At 61.8% G+C, this 15,856-nt stretch carries 17 protein-coding genes and 2 tRNA genes; 7 read left to right on the top strand and 12 right to left on the bottom strand.

Going from position 1 to position 15,856, the window contains the following annotated elements; translation table 11 throughout:
* Positions 1-44 precede the first annotated feature (44 nt).
* The 8 genes from ACO07C_RS05625 to ACO07C_RS05590 all read right to left on the bottom strand — a co-directional run bounded on the left by ACO07C_RS05625 (position 45) and on the right by ACO07C_RS05590 (position 6,887).
* On the bottom strand, positions 45-1,430 hold the full coding sequence (locus ACO07C_RS05625; protein ID WP_421913217.1) for an NAD(P)/FAD-dependent oxidoreductase: 1,386 nt from the start codon (positions 1,428-1,430) through the stop codon (positions 45-47).
* A 29-nt stretch (positions 1,431-1,459) separates the two neighbouring features.
* Positions 1,460-2,578 (bottom strand): ABC transporter ATP-binding protein, encoded by a 1,119-nt coding sequence (locus ACO07C_RS05620; protein ID WP_421913216.1) that lies wholly within the window; start codon positions 2,576-2,578, stop codon positions 1,460-1,462.
* A gap of 1 nt (position 2,579) precedes the next feature.
* Positions 2,580-3,365, bottom strand: a complete 786-nt coding sequence (locus ACO07C_RS05615; protein WP_421913215.1) for an ABC transporter permease — start codon at positions 3,363-3,365, stop codon at positions 2,580-2,582.
* On the bottom strand, positions 3,362-4,270 hold the full coding sequence (locus ACO07C_RS05610; protein ID WP_421913214.1) for an ABC transporter permease: 909 nt from the start codon (positions 4,268-4,270) through the stop codon (positions 3,362-3,364). The genes ACO07C_RS05615 and ACO07C_RS05610 overlap by 4 nt, the downstream gene beginning before the upstream one ends.
* A 25-nt stretch (positions 4,271-4,295) precedes the next feature.
* Positions 4,296-5,378, bottom strand: a complete 1,083-nt coding sequence (locus ACO07C_RS05605; RefSeq protein ID WP_421913213.1) for an extracellular solute-binding protein — start codon at positions 5,376-5,378, stop codon at positions 4,296-4,298.
* A 1-nt stretch (position 5,379) separates the two neighbouring features.
* Positions 5,380-6,075, bottom strand: coding sequence for a helix-turn-helix domain-containing protein (locus ACO07C_RS05600; protein WP_421913212.1), 696 nt, complete (start codon positions 6,073-6,075; stop codon positions 5,380-5,382).
* 282 nt (positions 6,076-6,357) lie between these two features.
* On the bottom strand, positions 6,358-6,609 hold the full coding sequence (locus ACO07C_RS05595; protein ID WP_421913211.1) for a GCG_CRPN prefix-to-repeats domain-containing protein: 252 nt from the start codon (positions 6,607-6,609) through the stop codon (positions 6,358-6,360).
* Positions 6,610-6,811: 202 nt separating this feature from the next.
* Positions 6,812-6,887: transfer RNA gene (locus tag ACO07C_RS05590), tRNA-Thr, on the bottom strand.
* Between the two features lie 156 nt (positions 6,888-7,043).
* On the opposite strand from ACO07C_RS05590, the gene ACO07C_RS05585 reads away from it, so the two are divergent.
* Positions 7,044-7,211 (top strand): hypothetical protein, encoded by a 168-nt coding sequence (locus ACO07C_RS05585; protein ID WP_421913210.1) that lies wholly within the window; start codon positions 7,044-7,046, stop codon positions 7,209-7,211.
* Between the two features lie 150 nt (positions 7,212-7,361).
* Here the strand turns inward: ACO07C_RS05585 and ACO07C_RS05580 are convergent, their stop codons facing one another.
* Entirely contained in the window at positions 7,362-7,520 is a 159-nt protein-coding gene (locus tag ACO07C_RS05580; protein ID WP_421913209.1) for a hypothetical protein, read from the bottom strand.
* Positions 7,521-7,785: 265 nt separating this feature from the next.
* Here ACO07C_RS05580 and ACO07C_RS05575 point away from each other — a divergent pair, with 265 nt between their 5' ends.
* Positions 7,786-8,103 carry a BA14K family protein gene (locus ACO07C_RS05575; RefSeq protein WP_421913208.1) on the top strand — a complete coding sequence of 106 codons (318 nt, stop codon included), beginning with the start codon at positions 7,786-7,788 and terminating at the stop codon, positions 8,101-8,103.
* Between the two features lie 87 nt (positions 8,104-8,190).
* Here the strand turns inward: ACO07C_RS05575 and ACO07C_RS05570 are convergent, their stop codons facing one another.
* Positions 8,191-8,715, bottom strand: coding sequence for a YbaK/EbsC family protein (locus ACO07C_RS05570; protein WP_421913207.1), 525 nt, complete (start codon positions 8,713-8,715; stop codon positions 8,191-8,193).
* A gap of 111 nt (positions 8,716-8,826) precedes the next feature.
* Positions 8,827-9,669: an HTH-type transcriptional regulator BhcR gene (gene bhcR / locus ACO07C_RS05565; RefSeq protein ID WP_421913206.1), complete on the bottom strand. Its 843-nt coding sequence runs from the start codon at positions 9,667-9,669 to the stop codon at positions 8,827-8,829.
* 214 nt (positions 9,670-9,883) lie between these two features.
* Between bhcR and gcl the strand changes: the two genes are divergently transcribed.
* From gcl to ACO07C_RS05550, 3 genes are all read left to right on the top strand, one after another.
* Complete coding sequence (gcl, locus tag ACO07C_RS05560; protein WP_421913205.1) at positions 9,884-11,665, top strand: glyoxylate carboligase; 1,782 nt, start codon at positions 9,884-9,886, stop codon at positions 11,663-11,665.
* A gap of 24 nt (positions 11,666-11,689) precedes the next feature.
* The gene (gene hyi / locus ACO07C_RS05555) at positions 11,690-12,487 is read left to right on the top strand and encodes a hydroxypyruvate isomerase (protein ID WP_421913204.1); all 798 of its coding nucleotides are present in this window, start codon (positions 11,690-11,692) and stop codon (positions 12,485-12,487) included.
* A gap of 193 nt (positions 12,488-12,680) precedes the next feature.
* Positions 12,681-13,598, top strand: a complete 918-nt coding sequence (locus tag ACO07C_RS05550; protein ID WP_421913203.1) for a 2-hydroxy-3-oxopropionate reductase — start codon at positions 12,681-12,683, stop codon at positions 13,596-13,598.
* Positions 13,599-13,730: 132 nt separating this feature from the next.
* On the opposite strand, the gene ACO07C_RS05545 is transcribed toward ACO07C_RS05550, so the two are convergent.
* A complete protein-coding gene (locus ACO07C_RS05545; RefSeq protein WP_421913202.1) occupies positions 13,731-14,588 on the bottom strand; it encodes a TrmH family RNA methyltransferase in 858 nt (285 codons plus the stop codon).
* A 201-nt stretch (positions 14,589-14,789) separates the two neighbouring features.
* Between ACO07C_RS05545 and ACO07C_RS05540 the strand changes: the two genes are divergently transcribed.
* Together ACO07C_RS05540 and ACO07C_RS05535 are read left to right on the top strand one after the other, a co-directional pair.
* Positions 14,790-14,874: transfer RNA gene (locus tag ACO07C_RS05540), tRNA-Tyr, on the top strand.
* A 305-nt stretch (positions 14,875-15,179) separates the two neighbouring features.
* Positions 15,180-15,851: a FadR/GntR family transcriptional regulator gene (locus ACO07C_RS05535; protein ID WP_421913201.1), complete on the top strand. Its 672-nt coding sequence runs from the start codon at positions 15,180-15,182 to the stop codon at positions 15,849-15,851.
* Positions 15,852-15,856: the final 5 nt, after the last annotated feature.

The following is a 15,856-nucleotide window of genomic DNA, read 5'->3' as shown; positions in this document are numbered from 1 at the left end:
GGATTGGCTGGTGCCACAGCGTCCAATAGGATGGCGCAACCGGCTCAATGTCCCGTGATGCGGTCGGCGATCCCTGCCAGCTTCGATGTGTGTTGCAAGCCGCCTTCCTCGCGCTCATCAGCCATGCGGTAGAGCTGGTACATCGAATGGACACCGAGCCAACGCATTGGCTCCGGCTCCCATTTGCTGACCTGGCGATTGACCCAGGGCAGGCGGGTCAGTTCGGTGTCGCGGCGCAGGATGAGGTCGCGCAGCGTCCGGCCTGAAAGATTGGAACTCGAGACCCCGAGCCCGACATAGCCGCCGGCCCAGCCAATGCCGGTTTGAGGATCGAGACCGGCTGTCGTACACCAGTCGCGCGGCACGCCAAGCACCCCGCACCACGCATGATCGATGCGAAGCCCGGCGGTCTGCGGCAGGCGACTGGTGAGGATCGCGTGCAGGCTTTCGATGGTCGCCTGCTGGGTCTGGCCGCGCACGTCCGTTTTTGAACCGTAGCGATAAGGCACGCCCCGGCCGCCCATGGTGATGCGGCCTTCGCGGGTGCGCTGGGCATAGCAATAGGCGTGCGCGGCATCGCCCAGCAGTTCGTGACCTTCCCAGCCGATCTCGTCCCACAGCGATTGCGGCAGCGGCTCGGTAATGATCTGCGCGCTGTTGAGCGCCAGCCAGAGCCGCTCATTGCCGGGAATGCCGGCCGTGAAGCCTTCCGTGGCGCGGATGATGATGGGCGCGCGCACCGTGCCGCGATTGGTCGTGACCCTTCCCTTTTCGATGCCGGTCACCTCAGTCTGTTCATAGATCGGCACGCCGAGGCGTTCGACCGTTACGGCCAGGCCGCGCACGAGCTTGGCCGGCTGGACGCGCGCCGTGCCGTGATGAATGAAAGCGCCAAGCACATTCTTGATATTGATGCGGGCCCTGGCTTCTTCCTGGCCGATCATGGCGATGCGATCGCGTGGCACATTCCAGCCGATCGCGTCCTCGTAGGCAGCCTTGATCCGTTGCAACTGCGGCTTGTTGGTCGCGACCGTCAAATTGTCGACACGGCGGATATCGGCGTCGATGCCCTCGGCTTCGGTCACCGCGATCACTTCGTCGACCGTGCCATGCATGGCCGTTTCCATATCGATGACGGCGCCACGGGTCGACGTCTTCAGATACTTTTCGCGCGACCAGCTGAAGCCGCCGGACAGCCAGCCGCCATTGCGGCCGGAAGCGCCGAAGCCGGCGAATTCCCTTTCGACGATGGCGATGCGGATCGAAGGGTCGGCTTTCTTAAGATAGTAGGCCGTCCAAAGACCGGTATAGCCAGCGCCGACGATGCAGACGTCGGCTTCGATGTCGCCTGGAAGCGGTGCGCGATAGGCTGGCAGGCCGCCAATGTCGGCATACCAGAACGAGACGTTGCCGTTGACCTTGGCATCCATGTCAAAAAATCCTGCAGGAGTAAGAAGTGTCACGTCATGGTCATGTCGGCGCGGTCGTCGTCGGCAAGAAGTTTTGCATCGACGGTCGACCAGCGCAGATCGACTGTGTCGCCAATGGAGAAGGGCTGGGCTTCGAGGGACGCGCGCACGATGGCGACCGAACCATCGCGAAGCGTCACCTGGTATTTCGAACCGGACCCTAGATAGATCGCTTCGCTGACCTGGGCGGTAAGGCTGTTCTCCCCGTCGGCCAGAGGCGCGTTCACGCTGGCAAGCGAGAGTTTCTCCGGCCGCAGCAGGACCACCGGTTTCTGGCCGCTGGCGAGTTTTCCCCGGGCAACGATCTTCTGACCGGCAACCGTCAGGCTCGTCTCGCCGCCTGACGTTTCGGCCGCACCGCGCAAACTGGTCGACTCCCCGATGAATTTCGCCACGAACAGGGTCTCAGGCTCGTCATAGAGCTGGCGGCCGGTTCCCACCTGTTCGATACGCCCCTGGTTGAACACGGCGATGCGGTCGGACAGAACCAGCGCCTCTTCCTGGTCATGCGTGACGTAGACGAAGGTGGTGCCGAGTTCGCGATGGATGCGCTTGATCTCCAGCTGCAGCCACTCGCGAAGCTTCTTGTCGAGTGCGCCGAGCGGCTCGTCCATCAACAGCAGCGGCGGATCGAAGACGATGGCGCGGGCGAGCGCCACGCGCTGTTGCTGGCCGCCGGAAAGCTCTGCTGGATAGCGATGCGCGAAGTCAGCCATCTTGACCATGTCGAGCGCCCGCGCGACGTGGCGCTCGCGCGCCTGCTTATCCATGCCGCGCAGTGTGAGCGGATAGGCGACGTTCTTGCCCACGGTCATGTGCGGAAACAGGGCATAGTGCTGGAAGACGACGCCGATGTTGCGCTTGTGCGCTGGTAGCGCGACGATGCTTTTCCCGCCGACGGCGAGGTCGCCGGAGGTAAGGTCGGTGAAGCCCGCCACGACATTGAGCGTGGTGGTCTTGCCCGATCCGCTCGGCCCCAGCAGAGTCATGAACTCGCCCGGCTCGATGTGCAGGCTGACGTCGTCGAGCGCGGTGAAATTGCCGTACCGTTTGGTGGCGCCTTGAATGTCGATGGCCGCGCCGCGTTCTCTGGTGTTGGACGCAGACATCTCAACTCCTCTTCGATTTAGAGCTGATGATCAGCCCGGCGCTGATGACCAGCGTCGTGGCGATGAAGATGATCGTACCGACCGCGGTCACCGTGGGATCGGCGTCGCGGGTGATGCTTGTGAAGATCTGGACGGGCAAGGTTTTCAGGTATGGGCTGGTGATGAACAGCGCCACGATGATCTCGTCGAAGGAGGTCACGAAGGCAAACAGCAGCCCGGACAGGATGCCGGGAGCTATCAGCGGCAAGGTCACGGTGCGGAACGTGGTGAAACGATTGGCGCCAAGGCTGGCCGCTGCCGTCTCCAGCCGCACGTCGAAGACTTCCAGGCTTGCCGCCACGGCGATGATGACGAAGGGGATCGCCAGCATTGTGTGGGCGATGACGAAGCCGGTGGTGGTGCCGACAAGCTGGTAATCGAGATAGACGGCATAGATGCCGATCGCCAGGACCACGCCGGGAACGATCATCGGCGTGATCAGGATGGCGCGCAAGAAGCCGGCGCCGGAATGCTTCATGCGGCTGAGGCCGAGCGCGGCCAACGTGCCGATCACCGTGGCGGCGATGGCAACGAGGCTTGCTACCCTGAGCGAATTGAAGAAGCTCGACAGCCAATCCGGGTTGTTGAAGAAATTCTCGTACCACTGCCAGGAAAAGCCGGACGGCGGGAAGGCCAGCGACTTCTTCTCGTTGAACGACATCGGGATGATGACCAGCGTCGGCATCACCAGCCAGACGGCGACCAGCAGGCAGAACAGACCAAGTATGATGCGCAACGGCGTCTTCATGATCTCGACGCCTGTTTGTGACGCTGGCGCATCAGTGGTGCGGCGAGCGCCAGCAGTAAGAAGGTCGCGACCAGCAGCACGACGCCCATGGCGCCGCCGCGACCCCAGTTGAGCAGGCTGAGCACCTGGCTCTGCACCAGCGTCGAGAGCATCGTGCTGCGTGGGCCGCCGAGCAGCGCCGGCGTGATGTAGAAGCCGAGCGACAGGATGAACACGATGATGGCGCCGGCGAACACGCCGGGCAGAGACAGTGGCAGATAGACCTGCAGGAAGGCGCGCGAGGGGCGCGCGCCCAGGCTGCGCGCCGCCTGGACAAGGCGCAGGTCGATGCCGCGCATGACAGAGTAGAGCGGCAGGATCATGAATGGCAGCAACACCTGCGCCATGCCAATGACCACACCTGTCTGCGTGCGGATCAGCTTCACGGTGTCAAGCCCGAGCAGTCCGATCACGGAATTGATGATGCCGGAATCCTGCAGCAGGATCACCCATGCCAAGGTGCGCACCACGCCGCTGACCCAGAACGGCACCAGCACGCACAAGATGAGGACCAGTCGCAGGCGCGGCCCGACCGCCGTCATGAGATAGGCATAGGGATAGGCTGATATCACGCAGACGATCGTGACCCATCCCGCGATGGAGAAGGTGCGCCACAGAACCGTGACGTTCACCGGCGTGGAGAAGAACCAGATGTAGTTCTGCAAGCCCCAGGCCGGATCCGAAAAACTTCGCAGCACGATGGTCAGCAGCGGATAGCCCATGGCCGCGATGAGCAGCAGCAACGCCGGCAGTGCCAGCAGAGAGGGATAGGCCGTGAGCAACGGGCGCCGCCGAGAGGCCGGCGCGCCGCCCGCCGGCCGGGAGCTTTCGCGCCCGGCCGTGGATATCTGTGATGATTGGCTCACGCCCTTGCCTCGCGGTCCAGCCGGCTCAGTTGCCGGCCATCAGGGCCGTCCACTTGTCGGACGCGGCAGCGAAATTGGCGACCCAGAACTTGATGTTTTGCTGATAGCCCTGCTTGGCGTGGTCCGGCGAGTTGGTCAGGAAGGCGGCGACGGAAGGTTCCACCTTCGGCTGTGCCTCGGTGTTGATCGGCGAATAGGAGGTCTGTTCCGTCAGGATCTCCTGCGACTTCTTGCCGAGATAGGCGTTGATCAGCGCATAGGACGCGTCGGGATCCTTGACGCCGACAGGGATGGTCAACTGATCCATGACGACCAGCCAGTCCTTCCACACCGGCGTATAGGCGGCACCATTCTTGACAGCGGTCATGGCGCGGCCCGTCCACATGATGATCATGTCGGCTTCGCCGGATTCGGCGAGCTGCTGGGATTCCGCGCCGGTCTTCCAGAAGATCGTGTCCGGGCCGATCGCCTTGATCTTGGCGATGCCCTTGTCGATATCCGCCGCCGTCATGTTCTGGACCGAGCCGCCATCGGCCAGGATGCCCTGTTCGATAAGGCCGCCGACCGGGCTTCCGCTGCCATCGATGGCGCGTATGCCAGGGAACTTCTTGGTGTCGAAGAAATCCTTCCAGTCCTTCGGCGGATTGTCCTTGTAGGTCGAGTTCTTGTACATCAGCACGGCGCCGTAGTTCATCGCCGGCACGCTGCACTCGCCGACCTGTCCGGCAGGGATCTTCGAGATATCGATTTTGGTAAGGTCGAGCTTCTGGAACAGTTTTCCGCAATGCACGAAGGGGGGAAGATCGTCGGTGTCGACGACATCCCAGGTCACATTGCCGGACTCCACCTGCGCCTGGAGCTTGGCGATTTCGGTCGGGCCGTCATTCAGCAGTTTGACGCCGCTCTTGTCGACGAACTCCTTGAGCGCGGCGACCTGGCCGTCCTGGTAGATGCCGCCATAGGACACGAAGGTCAGGGTCTTTCCTTTCAGCGAACCATCGACGACGGTACCGGCTGGCGGTGCGCTCTGCGCATGGACAACCGCGGTCGCCATGGCTGCCAGCGCTGTCGCGCCGACAATCTTCGCAAGCGTTGATCTGTATCCCATATTACTCATCCTTCCCAAACTCGCCTTTTGCTTTAGGCAACCCGGCCGCGAGTGGTTTCCGGGCTACATATTCGTCGAGATCGATGGTGCCGCTGGTTGGGGGCGCAATGATCCAAAGCACTTCGGCGGGCGTGCCGCCTACATTCACCGTCTTGTGCGGCGTCGATGTCGGGTATTCGATGCTGTCACCCTCATCGAGCACGAAGATCTCGGCGCCGAGCGTCAGTTCGACCCGCCCGCGCAGGACCAGGAACATCTCATGCGCGTTGCCATGGGTGTAAGGCGTGTCTCCGGTCGAGCCGCCAACGTCGAAATGTCCGCAATAGACCTCGACGTCGCGAATCGGACGGCGTGACAGCAGCGTCTTGCGATAGCCCTCGCTGACCGGTAGCGCGGGACGCTCGGCGCGCGTCAGCACGGCGTGCGGCGTTGCCTTGCGCTCATCGAAGAGGTCGGAAAGGCTGATGCCCAGCGCATTGGCGATCAGCATCAGCGTGCTGGTGTTGGCGCCGGAGAGGCCGCGTTCGAGCTGACTGAGGAAGCTGGCGGTGGTGCCGACGATGTCCCCGAGCTGGCGCAGCGTGAGGCGTCGTGCGGTGCGGTAGAACTTGACGCGATCGCCCAATACCGTGGAGCGGCGCGCTTCCATGCTGGACATGGCGCTGTCGTTGTCGCTGTGATCCTCGGCGATTTTCATGGGGGCTCCGCAGTTCACTTTACAAGCTATTAAGTGAACTGCGGGATGGCAAGCGGATTCGCGCCGCACTCCCAAATCGGTGGTGGACACGCTGGGAGCGCGCGGTGAGCCTTCGTCGCCCCAGCGTCGGGATCATGCATTCGGCAGCGCCGGATTCGCTCGCGGCTCCCCTGGATCAGCTTTTCCGATTGTCCGGCCAAATGTTTGCGGCAGGGAAAGATTACATGTTGGAGCCTTTGCAGGAACGGACCGTGCGCCCGTTCCCGCCGACGCGTGGTTGGATCAGCGATAGCGCCAACCGCCGTGTACCCGATAGCGATGTCCCCAATAGCGGCCGTCGTACCAGTAACCGCGACCGGGATAGAAAGTGCCTAGGACAGGCCCCGGGACGACGACCACGGGACCGCGATTTGGCCGGCAGCCGCCATACGGCCCGCGATGAAATCCGATGCCGCAGCCGCCACTTGCTTCAGCTGGAGCGACCGCCGAAAGGGCGGCTCCGACGGCAAATGCGATCAAGATTATCTTTCTCATAATGTCCTCTCTTTGGGTCGCACGACACGTTGTTTGGAAGTGGTGCGAACCTTAAACGCCGCTCGCGCGTTTTTCCGTCGCGGCGAATTTCAGGCAAGCGGGCTGCCGTCGTGGGCAACGGAGAGGTCGTGCGTTACGACGCCGAAAAGCGCCCGCATTTGCAAAAGTGGGTTTGGGCACGTCTGGATTGTTTCGTGAGAGCTGGTGCCCCCGGACGGAATCGAACCGCCGACCTTCGGTTTACAAAACCGCTGCTCTACCAGCTGAGCTACAAGGGCACGGCGCACCGGTTAGCATATTTGCCGCGCCAGTAAAGACAAAAGTCCGTTTTTCACCACAGGCGTGATGGCTAGGCTGGCAGGTTAGGCATCCTGAAAACCGCCGACCGACTTCCTACATGGCAGAAGGTGCATTTGTGCGTAGGGATGTCGGAGATGATCAGGTTTGTCGTCATTGCCATGGTGGTGGTCGTCGTCTGGGCTTTGCTGATGAAGCTTATCAAGGATCTGAAGAGCGCCAACATCGACTGGACCGGGGTGACCACCATCGTCGGCTTCATCGCGCTGGCCTTCTGGCTGCGCCATGTGACCGGCATGGGCTGATCAACGTAGCCTGCCGCACTCCAAGCGCCGCTTCTCTGGACAATGAGACGGGCTTGCCGCCTGCCTCTGGAAATTCGCCGAACCTTTTCGCGTGTCGTCACGACTGATCCTCCAGAGGCGAATGGTCGCCTCGATCGGAGATCCAGGAGATCAGTCATGTTCAAACGCGCATTCGCTTCCGGCCTTGTCGCTATCTTCCTTGCCATTGTCGGTCTGGCGGGCACTGTCCAGTCTTCGTCGGCTCACGGCATGCATCACCATCATCATCACCGACATCATCATCACTGGTGGTGGAATCACCACCATCATCGTCACTTTTTCTAGGAGCAGCCCGACTGCTCGACCGACGAGACCAGAAAGGGCGGCTTCGGCCGCCCTTTCGTTATGTGCGGCGTCGCGTTGCCGTCACCATGCGCGAGTCGGCGGCCATTGGCCGTCGTTTCCCGCGCTCTCAAGCCCGGGTTTCTCGGCTCGTCGAAAAAATCAAAAAATCTTCGAACCTTTTTCGTTGCCGCAACGACAGATGATCAAGAGGCGGATGGTTCGCCTCTGTCAACGAAACAAGGAGATCGTCATGTTCAAGCGCACAATCGTTTCCGGCCTCATCGCCACCACCGTCGCCGCCACCATGCTGGCCGGCACCATCCAGCCCTCCGCGGCACATCCGCTGCATCATCATCACGGCTATGGCCTGGGTCTTGGCTTGGCCGCAGGCGTTGGCGGCTTCCTGCTCGGCAGCGCACTGGCACAGCAGCAGCCGCAGACCGTCTATGTCGACGACGAAGGCGGCTCATGGCATGTCCGCCGCTGCTTCGAACGCTACGACAGCTACGATCCGGACTCCAACACCTATATCGGCCACGACGGCTATCGCCACTACTGCCGGCTCTAGAATAGAGTTGCAGGATTCTGTTCAGCCAGAAAGAGGGGTGACGCACCGCCCCTCTTTCCGCTTTTCCGCATAAGGCAGAGGCGAACGTTACCGCGCGTGTCCCCGGTCGTCGGGCGCCACGGAATTTGGTCCAGCAGAAGAGGATGGCGCCGCATCCTGGCAGATGTCGCACCATTCGGCGCCAACAAGAGTGGCCATCCGTTCCACGCCGATCCTGACCGCGGCGTTTGTGGCGCCAGCTGCCGGCACGACCTGCTCGTAGGCGCGCAACGACACGTCACAATAAACCGGCAGCCGGGTGGCAAGCCCAAAGGGGCAGACACCTCCGACGGGATGGCCGGTAATCTCCGCCACCTGACCTGCATCGAGCATACGCGGCTTGCCGCCAAAGGCTTCGCGTGTTTTGCGGTTGTCGATGCGTGCGTCGCCGCGAGCAACGACCAGCAGAATCCGATCTCCGACTCGCAGGCAGATCGTCTTGGCGATCTGGCCGGGCTCGACGCCGTGTGCCTCGGCTGCCAGCGCCACGGTCGCGGAACTGGTCGGTGTTTCGATCACTTCGATATCGGGAGCATGTTCGGCGAAAAAGGCCTTGACTGACTGGAGGCTCATGGTTCCCGATCGGCTTGGACGCGTTGTCAGAAGTGATACAGATTTTGGCGGTTGGTTGCCTTCTGTCAAGGCAAGCGACAGCCGTTGCCGCAAGGACGTTTCAAAACCACCCTAAAGCGCTCGAACAGGCTGGCCACCATTCGACAGGCCGCCGATCATCTTCGTTACGTTGGCCGCTGCGTCGCGCACCAGCGGCCCGATCTCGGCCAGCCTTTCCGGCGTAACCCGTACTGTCGGTCCTGAAACGGAGACGCCGCCAATCGGTTCGCCGAACTCGTTGAAGATGGCCGCCGCCACGCAGCGCATCCCCGGGTGCCGTTCCTCGTCGTCCACCGACCAGCCGCGCAGCTTGATCCTGCCGAGATCGCGGGTGAGGGCGTGCAGGTCTGAAAGCGTCTTGTCGGTGAAGCGCTCCTGCCCGGCCTTGCGCAGGATGGCGCCGACGCGCTCAGGCTCGAGATGCGCCAGCACCGCCTTGCCGATGCCCGAGGCATGGAAAGGGCTGCGCGTGCCTGGCCGAAAGAATGCGCGGATCGCCTGGTGTGTCTCGACCTGGCTGACGAAGACGACGCAATCATCCTCGGCGACGCCGAGATTGGCCGTCTCTCCGGTTTTTTCCATCAGCTCCTGCATGACGACACGCGCGCGGTCGACCAGCTTGCGGCGGCGCAGGAACGCCGCGCCCATGCGGTAGGTCTCGACGCCGATCGACCACAGCTGGTCGCTCGAGTCGAATTCAACCATGCCGTGGTTCTCGAGCGTCGTCAGCATTCGATAGGCCGTGGAGGCGGCGAGGCCGCTCTGCGCCGCGATCTCACTCAGCGACAGGCCGCTGCCATCTGCCACGATGGCCAGAATCCGGAGTGCTCGGTCAAGCGACTGCACCGAGGCGGCTTCGGCAGGACCATTGAAAGAACGCGGACGGCCGCGCTGGCGTTTTTCGGCTGTTTCCATGAGTGTCATTCTCGTTGGTTTTGTCAAAGAGGCAATGAAAAAGTTTTTCACTGCTTGACGCGACAAGATTCTTGAAAAACGAAAAATATAACAAAATCAACATATAGAAGGCATTCCCTAGAAATGAAAAAATATTCTGAAAAAATTGAAAAATGGCGACGACACGGGCATCATCAGTCCATTCAACAATGACAAACCCGTGGAGGGCTGGAAAATGGCCAGGATGCGCGCTGTCGATGCCGCGGTTCTCGTTCTCGAAAAAGAGGGCATCTCCTGCGCCTTCGGCGTGCCGGGCGCGGCGATCAATCCGTTCTATTCGGCGCTGAAGGCGAGGGGCAGCATTCGCCACGTCCTTGCCCGTCATGTCGAAGGCGCTTCGCACATGGCTGAAGGCTATACTCGTGCCAAGGCGGGAAACATCGGGCTTTGCATCGGCACGTCGGGCCCCGCCGGCACCGACATGATCACCGGGCTCTACTCGGCCGCCGCCGATTCCATTCCGATCCTGTGCATCACCGGCCAGGCGCCACGCGCACGGCTCAACAAGGAGGATTTCCAGGCCGTCGATATCGCAGCCATCGCTTCGCCCGTCGCCAAATGGGCGGTCACCGTCATGGAGCCCTATCTCGTGCCGATGGCGCTGCAGAAGGCGTTCCACCTGATGCGCTCGTCGCGGCCGGGGCCTGTCCTGGTCGATCTTCCCGTTGACGTGCAACTGGCCGAGATCGAATTCGATATCGATGCCTATGAGCAGATGACGCCGTTCAAGCCGGCGATGACACGCGGCCAGGCCGAGAAGGCGCTGGACATGCTGAACGCGGCCGAAAAGCCGCTGATCGTTGCCGGCGGCGGCATCATCAACGCGGATTCCTCGGACCTTCTCATCGAATTCGCCGAGATCACCGGCATTCCGGTCATCCCGACCTTGATGGGTTGGGGTGCGATCCCCGACGACCACCGGCTGATGGCCGGCATGTGCGGACTGCAGACCTCGCACCGCTACGGCAACGCCACGATGATCGAAGCCGATTTTGTGTTCGGCATCGGCAACCGCTGGGCCAACCGCCACACCGGTTCGGTCGATGTCTATACCAAGGGGAAAAAGTTCATTCACGTCGACATCGAGCCCACGCAGATCGGCCGTGTCTTCGCGCCCGACCTTGGCGTCGTTTCGGATGCGGGCGCGGCGCTGAAAATCCTGCTCGACGTCGCCACCGAATGGAAGACGACGGGAAAGCTGCGCGACTGGTCGGGCTGGGCGAAAGAGTGCCAGAGCCGCAAGAAGACGATGAAACGCAAGACGCATTTCGACCAGGTGCCGCTGAAGCCGCAGCGCGTCTATGAGGAGATGAACAAGGCGTTTGGCCGCGACACCACCTATGTCACCGCGATCGGACTGTCGCAGATTGCCGGCGCGCAGTTCCTGCATGTCTACAAGCCGCGCAACTGGATCAATTGCGGGCAGGCCGGGCCGCTCGGCTGGACGCTGCCGGCAGCGCTCGGTGTTCGCGCCGCCGACCCTGACCGTAACATCGTGGCATTGTCGGGCGACTATGATTTCCAGTTCATGATCGAGGAACTCGCTGTCGGGGCGCAACACAAGCTGCCCTACATCCACGTCGTCGTGAACAATGCCTATCTCGGCCTGATCCGTCAGGCGCAGCGCGGCTTCTCGATGGATTTCGAGGTCAGCCTCGCCTTCGAGAACATCAACCGGACAGGCGACCCCGAGGCCGGTTACGGCGTCGATCACGTGGCGGTTGCCGAAGCCATGGGATGCAAGGCAGTGCGGGTGCGCAAGCCGGAGGAGTTCGCCGGAGCCTTCAAGGAGGCGCAGCGCCTGATGAAGGAACACCAGGTTCCGGTCGTGCTCGAATTCATCCTGGAACGCGTCACCAACATTTCCATGGGCACCGAAATCGACAAGATCACCGAATTCGAGCAACTTGCCGAAAGCCATGAAGACGCGCCGACGTCGATCGTCATGCTCGACTGATTCACTTTGTGAGGAAATAGCGCTATGCCACGGTTTTCAGCCAATCTTTCTATGCTCTTTGGCGAGCATGACTTTCTCGACCGCTTCGATGCCGCCGCCCGCGCCGGCTTCAAGGGCGTCGAATATATCGGCCCCTATGATCATGCGCCCGATGTCGTGGCCGCGCGGTTGAAGAAGAACGGGCTGAGCCAAGTCCTGTTCAACCTGCCGGCCGGTGACTGGGCCAAGGGCGAGCGCGGCATCGCCGTGCTGCCGGATCGCGTCCCTGAATTCCGCCAGGGCGTCGCCAAGGCGATTACCTATGCGCACGCATTAGGCTGCGAACAGGTCAACTGCCTCGCCGGGATCGCGCCGCAAGGCATCGAGCCAAAGGTGCTCGAGGACGTCTTCGTCGAGAACCTGGCTTTCGCGGCGGAGAAACTCGATCAGGCCGGTATCAAGCTTCTGATCGAGCCGATCAACACGCGGGATATCCCGGGCTTCTTCCTGAACTATTCGGACCAGGCTCTGGCGCTGATCGGCCGCGTCGGCTCGAAGAACCTCTTCCTGCAATACGACATCTACCACATGCAGATCATGGAGGGGGATCTCGCCCGTACCATCGAGGCAAACCTCGGCCGCATTGCGCATATCCAGCTTGCGGACAATCCCGGTCGTCACGAACCGGGGACGGGCGAGATCAACTATCCCTTTCTCTACGACCATATCGACCGCATCGGCTATTCCGGCTGGGTGGGCGCCGAATACAAGCCCACGGCCGGGACGGAAGCTGGCTTGGGGTGGTTCCGGGCGTTGGCCGGACAGGGGAGCGCGGCGGCCTAGCGGGATATCTGATCAGCGTTTGCGCTGCCCCTCACCCTTACCCTCTCCCCGTGAAGAACGGGGAGAGGGGGACGCCAGCGTTGGAGTGATTTCCTTCTCGCCGTCACTATACGGGGAGAAGGTGCCGGCAGGCGGATGAGGGGCGGCGCCAACCTGTGAATGAGTTCTAACTAAGAGTTACTGGAGAACAAAAATGGAAACCATCGGCTTCATCGGCCTCGGCATCATGGGCGCCCCAATGGCGGGGCATTTGCTTGACGCCGGCTATCCCGTTGTAACCAGCGACCATCGCTCGAAGCCCTCGGCCGATCTCGTCACCAAAGGCTTGAAAACCGTGACCGGCCATAGCGCCGTGGCCAAGGCCGCCGACATCATCATCACCATGGTCCCGGATACACCGCAGGTCGCCGACGTATTGTTTGGCGAGAACAGCGTCGCGTCCGGCCTGTCGAAGGGCAAGCTGGTCATCGACATGAGCTCGATCTCGCCGATCGAGACCAAGGTGTTCGCCAAAAAGATCAACGATCTCGGCTGCTTCTATCTCGATGCCCCCGTGTCCGGCGGCGAAGTTGGCGCCAAGGCGGCATCGCTGACCATCATGGTCGGCGGCGAGGAAAAGTCGTTCGACCGCGCAAAGCCTGTTTTCGAGAAAATGGGCAAGAACATCACGCTGGTCGGGCCGAACGGCGTCGGCCAGACCACCAAGGTCGCCAACCAGATCGTTGTCGCGTTGACCATTGAAGCCGTCGCCGAAGCTCTTGTTTTTGCTTCAAAAGCCGGCGCAGATCCGGCAAAGGTTCGACAGGCGTTGATGGGCGGCCTGGCGGCCTCGCGCATTCTCGAAGTGCATGGCGAACGCATGGTCAAGCGCACCTTCGCGCCGGGCTTCCGTATTGAGTTGCACCAGAAGGATCTCAACCTGGCGCTTGAGGGCGCCAAGGCGCTCGGCGTCTCGTTGCCCAACACCTCGACGACGCAGCAGCTGTTCAATTCCTGCGCGGCTAACGGCGGCGCCAAGGAGGATCATTCGGCGCTGGTGCGCGCGCTGGAGCGGATGGCCAATTTCGAAGTCGGCGACGAGACAGCGGAGATCAAAGGCAAAGCGGCATAGGTCAGGAGAGGGCTGCGCAACGTTCCCAAGCCGCCTGCTTCTTGCCTCGCGAAGAGCGGGTTTCGGCGTTCGTCGCCGGAACCCGTTTCTTATTTCAATCAGGGCTGTTCGCAAACCGCCCTTGGCTTCGGATTAACCATGCTGCTTCAGGAATGCCCGCGCCGCATATAGGCTGACCGCCGCCGCGTTCGACACGTTGAGCGAGCGGATGGCTCCGGGCATCTCCAGACGGGCGAGTGTCGTTACGGTCTCTCGTGTCTTCTGGCGCAGACCCTTGCCCTCTGCGCCCAACACCAACGCGATCTTGTCCCCGGCAAAGCCGGTTTCAAGTTCCGTGGGGCCGTCCGAATCAAGGCCGATGGTCTGGAAGCCGGCCTCGTGCAATTGCCCAAGCGCATCGGCCAGGTTCTTCACCTCGATCTGGTCGATATGCTCCAGCGCGCCGGACGCCGATTTCGCCAGTACGCCCGATTCCTGTGGGCTGTGGCGCGCCGTGGTGATCAGCGCGCCAGCGCCGAAGGCGACAGCCGAGCGCAGGATCGCGCCGACATTGTGTGGATCGGTGACCTGGTCGAGAACCAGCACCAGCTTGGCATCGCCAAGCGCGTCGAGGCGCTTTGGCTTCAATGGTTCGGCTTCGATCAACACGCCCTGGTGCACGGCATCGGAGCCAGTCACTTTGTCGATATCCCTCGGTTCGACCAGTTCGGCCTTAAAGGGCAGAGCGGTGAGATCAGCTATTTCCAGCCGTTCCAGCGCATTGCGCGTCACCAGCATCTTCCTGATCTTGCGGCGTGGATTGTCGAGTGCCGCCCGCACCGTGTGCAGGCCATAGAGCCGAACCAGTCCGTCCGCCGCGTTCTCGCCCGGCGGCACCGGCTGGCGCGGTCGGAATGCCGGCGCGCCGCCGCTCTTCTCGTCGCGATAGGCGCGGCGCAGCTTTGCGTAGTGAGAGTCTTTGGGGGTCTTGGAATTGTTGTCGCTGTTCATGCCGGTTCTATAAACATGTCCGGTGGAAATGGATACAGCCGCGCCTGGACCGCGCATTGTCGCGGGGATGAAATTCAGTGTGTTTTGGCGGAATCTTGCGGTTGACAGTTTTGGATGGTCCCGCCATAAGGCCCATCGCGGACGACAGCCATGGCGGTCGTCTTGCGGACAAGCCTCGTTGCATGGCTCCGGCGGCAGACTGGAGAGGTGCCCGAGTGGTTAAAGGGGACGGACTGTAAATCCGTTGGCTATGCCTACGTTGGTTCAAATCCAACCCTCTCCACCACTGCCGGCCCGGAAGCCCTGAAACGCGAAGCAGGACTGGTTCGTTCGAACGGCCCTGAAGAACCAATGGTTCTGTTCCCCGTAAAAAACGTCCCATCCGTCTCGGCATCTCGTGAAAGACGATTTCAATCCGGGATTGGCATCGGCGCCGCCTGCCAAAACGTCGGCGCGCTTGGCGGCATGGTGACGTTTTCACTTCGGCTGTTTGATACCAATTCGAAATTGACATCAAGATTCTGCTCGCATCGACGAACATTTCGTTGATACGCTGCTCCCAAAAGCGAAACCAATTCAAAATGGTATCAAATGAGGCGTAGGGAGCGCGCCATCTCCAAGCTGCTTGAGTTGATCGAGAGCCCGGCTTTTCCCGAAGCCAGCCGGCTTCCGGCCGAGCGCGATCTTTCCGAACAGCTCGATCTCAGCCGAAGCGCGTTGCGCGAGGGCCTCGAAGTGCTTGAGGCCGAAGGCAGGATCTGGCGTCATGTCGGGCAGGGCACTTTCGTTGGTTCCCGTCCGCGCCGGGTTGCGGGAACGGCGCCCTTGGTCGCGCCGCACACCAGTCCGAATGAACTGATGGAAGCACGAATCCTGGTCGAGCCGTCGCTGGCGCGGTTGTCGGCGACGCGGGCAACGACGGCCGAGATCGCCGAACTGCATCATCTGCTCGCCAGGAGCGAAGTTGCCAGGGACGTCGAGACCTGGGAGCTGTGGGATGCACGGCTGCATCGCGCGGTAGCAGAGGCCGCGCACAATGTGCTGCTGCTGTCGATATACGAGGCCTTCAACGCCATTCGTGCCCAGCCACAATGGTCGCGGTTGCGACACGAAACGCTGACGCAGGAGCGCCTTATGATCTATCGCGAGGAACACCGCGCCTATGTCGACGCCATTGCCGGGCGCGACGCGGAAGCCGCGGCCCAGGCGATGCGGCGCCATCTGGAATCCGTGCGCGACGGCCTTTTCGGCAGCACCGGCTGAACTCA

Source organism: Mesorhizobium sp., from assembly GCF_965229135.1.
GTDB lineage: Bacteria > Pseudomonadota > Alphaproteobacteria > Rhizobiales > Rhizobiaceae > Mesorhizobium.
The sequence above is the reverse complement of the archived record's forward strand: the minus strand, read 5'-3'. Positions and strand labels throughout refer to the sequence as shown.

Coding starts and splice junctions, on each gene's coding strand:
- ACO07C_RS05625 (WP_421913217.1), bottom strand. CDS start 1,430: ATGGATGCCAAGGTCAACGGCAACGTCTCGTTCTGGTATGCCGACATT.
- ACO07C_RS05620 (WP_421913216.1), bottom strand. CDS start 2,578: ATGTCTGCGTCCAACACCAGAGAACGCGGCGCGGCCATCGACATTCAA.
- ACO07C_RS05615 (WP_421913215.1), bottom strand. CDS start 3,365: ATGAAGACGCCGTTGCGCATCATACTTGGTCTGTTCTGCCTGCTGGTC.
- ACO07C_RS05605 (WP_421913213.1), bottom strand. CDS start 5,378: ATGGGATACAGATCAACGCTTGCGAAGATTGTCGGCGCGACAGCGCTG.
- ACO07C_RS05600 (WP_421913212.1), bottom strand. CDS start 6,075: ATGAAAATCGCCGAGGATCACAGCGACAACGACAGCGCCATGTCCAGC.
- ACO07C_RS05595 (WP_421913211.1), bottom strand. CDS start 6,609: ATGAGAAAGATAATCTTGATCGCATTTGCCGTCGGAGCCGCCCTTTCG.
- ACO07C_RS05585 (WP_421913210.1), top strand. CDS start 7,044: ATGATCAGGTTTGTCGTCATTGCCATGGTGGTGGTCGTCGTCTGGGCT.
- ACO07C_RS05580 (WP_421913209.1), bottom strand. CDS start 7,520: ATGATGGTGGTGATTCCACCACCAGTGATGATGATGTCGGTGATGATG.
- ACO07C_RS05575 (WP_421913208.1), top strand. CDS start 7,786: ATGTTCAAGCGCACAATCGTTTCCGGCCTCATCGCCACCACCGTCGCC.
- ACO07C_RS05570 (WP_421913207.1), bottom strand. CDS start 8,715: ATGAGCCTCCAGTCAGTCAAGGCCTTTTTCGCCGAACATGCTCCCGAT.
- bhcR (WP_421913206.1), bottom strand. CDS start 9,669: ATGGAAACAGCCGAAAAACGCCAGCGCGGCCGTCCGCGTTCTTTCAAT.
- gcl (WP_421913205.1), top strand. CDS start 9,884: ATGGCCAGGATGCGCGCTGTCGATGCCGCGGTTCTCGTTCTCGAAAAA.
- hyi (WP_421913204.1), top strand. CDS start 11,690: ATGCCACGGTTTTCAGCCAATCTTTCTATGCTCTTTGGCGAGCATGAC.
- ACO07C_RS05550 (WP_421913203.1), top strand. CDS start 12,681: ATGGAAACCATCGGCTTCATCGGCCTCGGCATCATGGGCGCCCCAATG.
- ACO07C_RS05545 (WP_421913202.1), bottom strand. CDS start 14,588: ATGAACAGCGACAACAATTCCAAGACCCCCAAAGACTCTCACTACGCA.
- ACO07C_RS05535 (WP_421913201.1), top strand. CDS start 15,180: ATGAGGCGTAGGGAGCGCGCCATCTCCAAGCTGCTTGAGTTGATCGAG.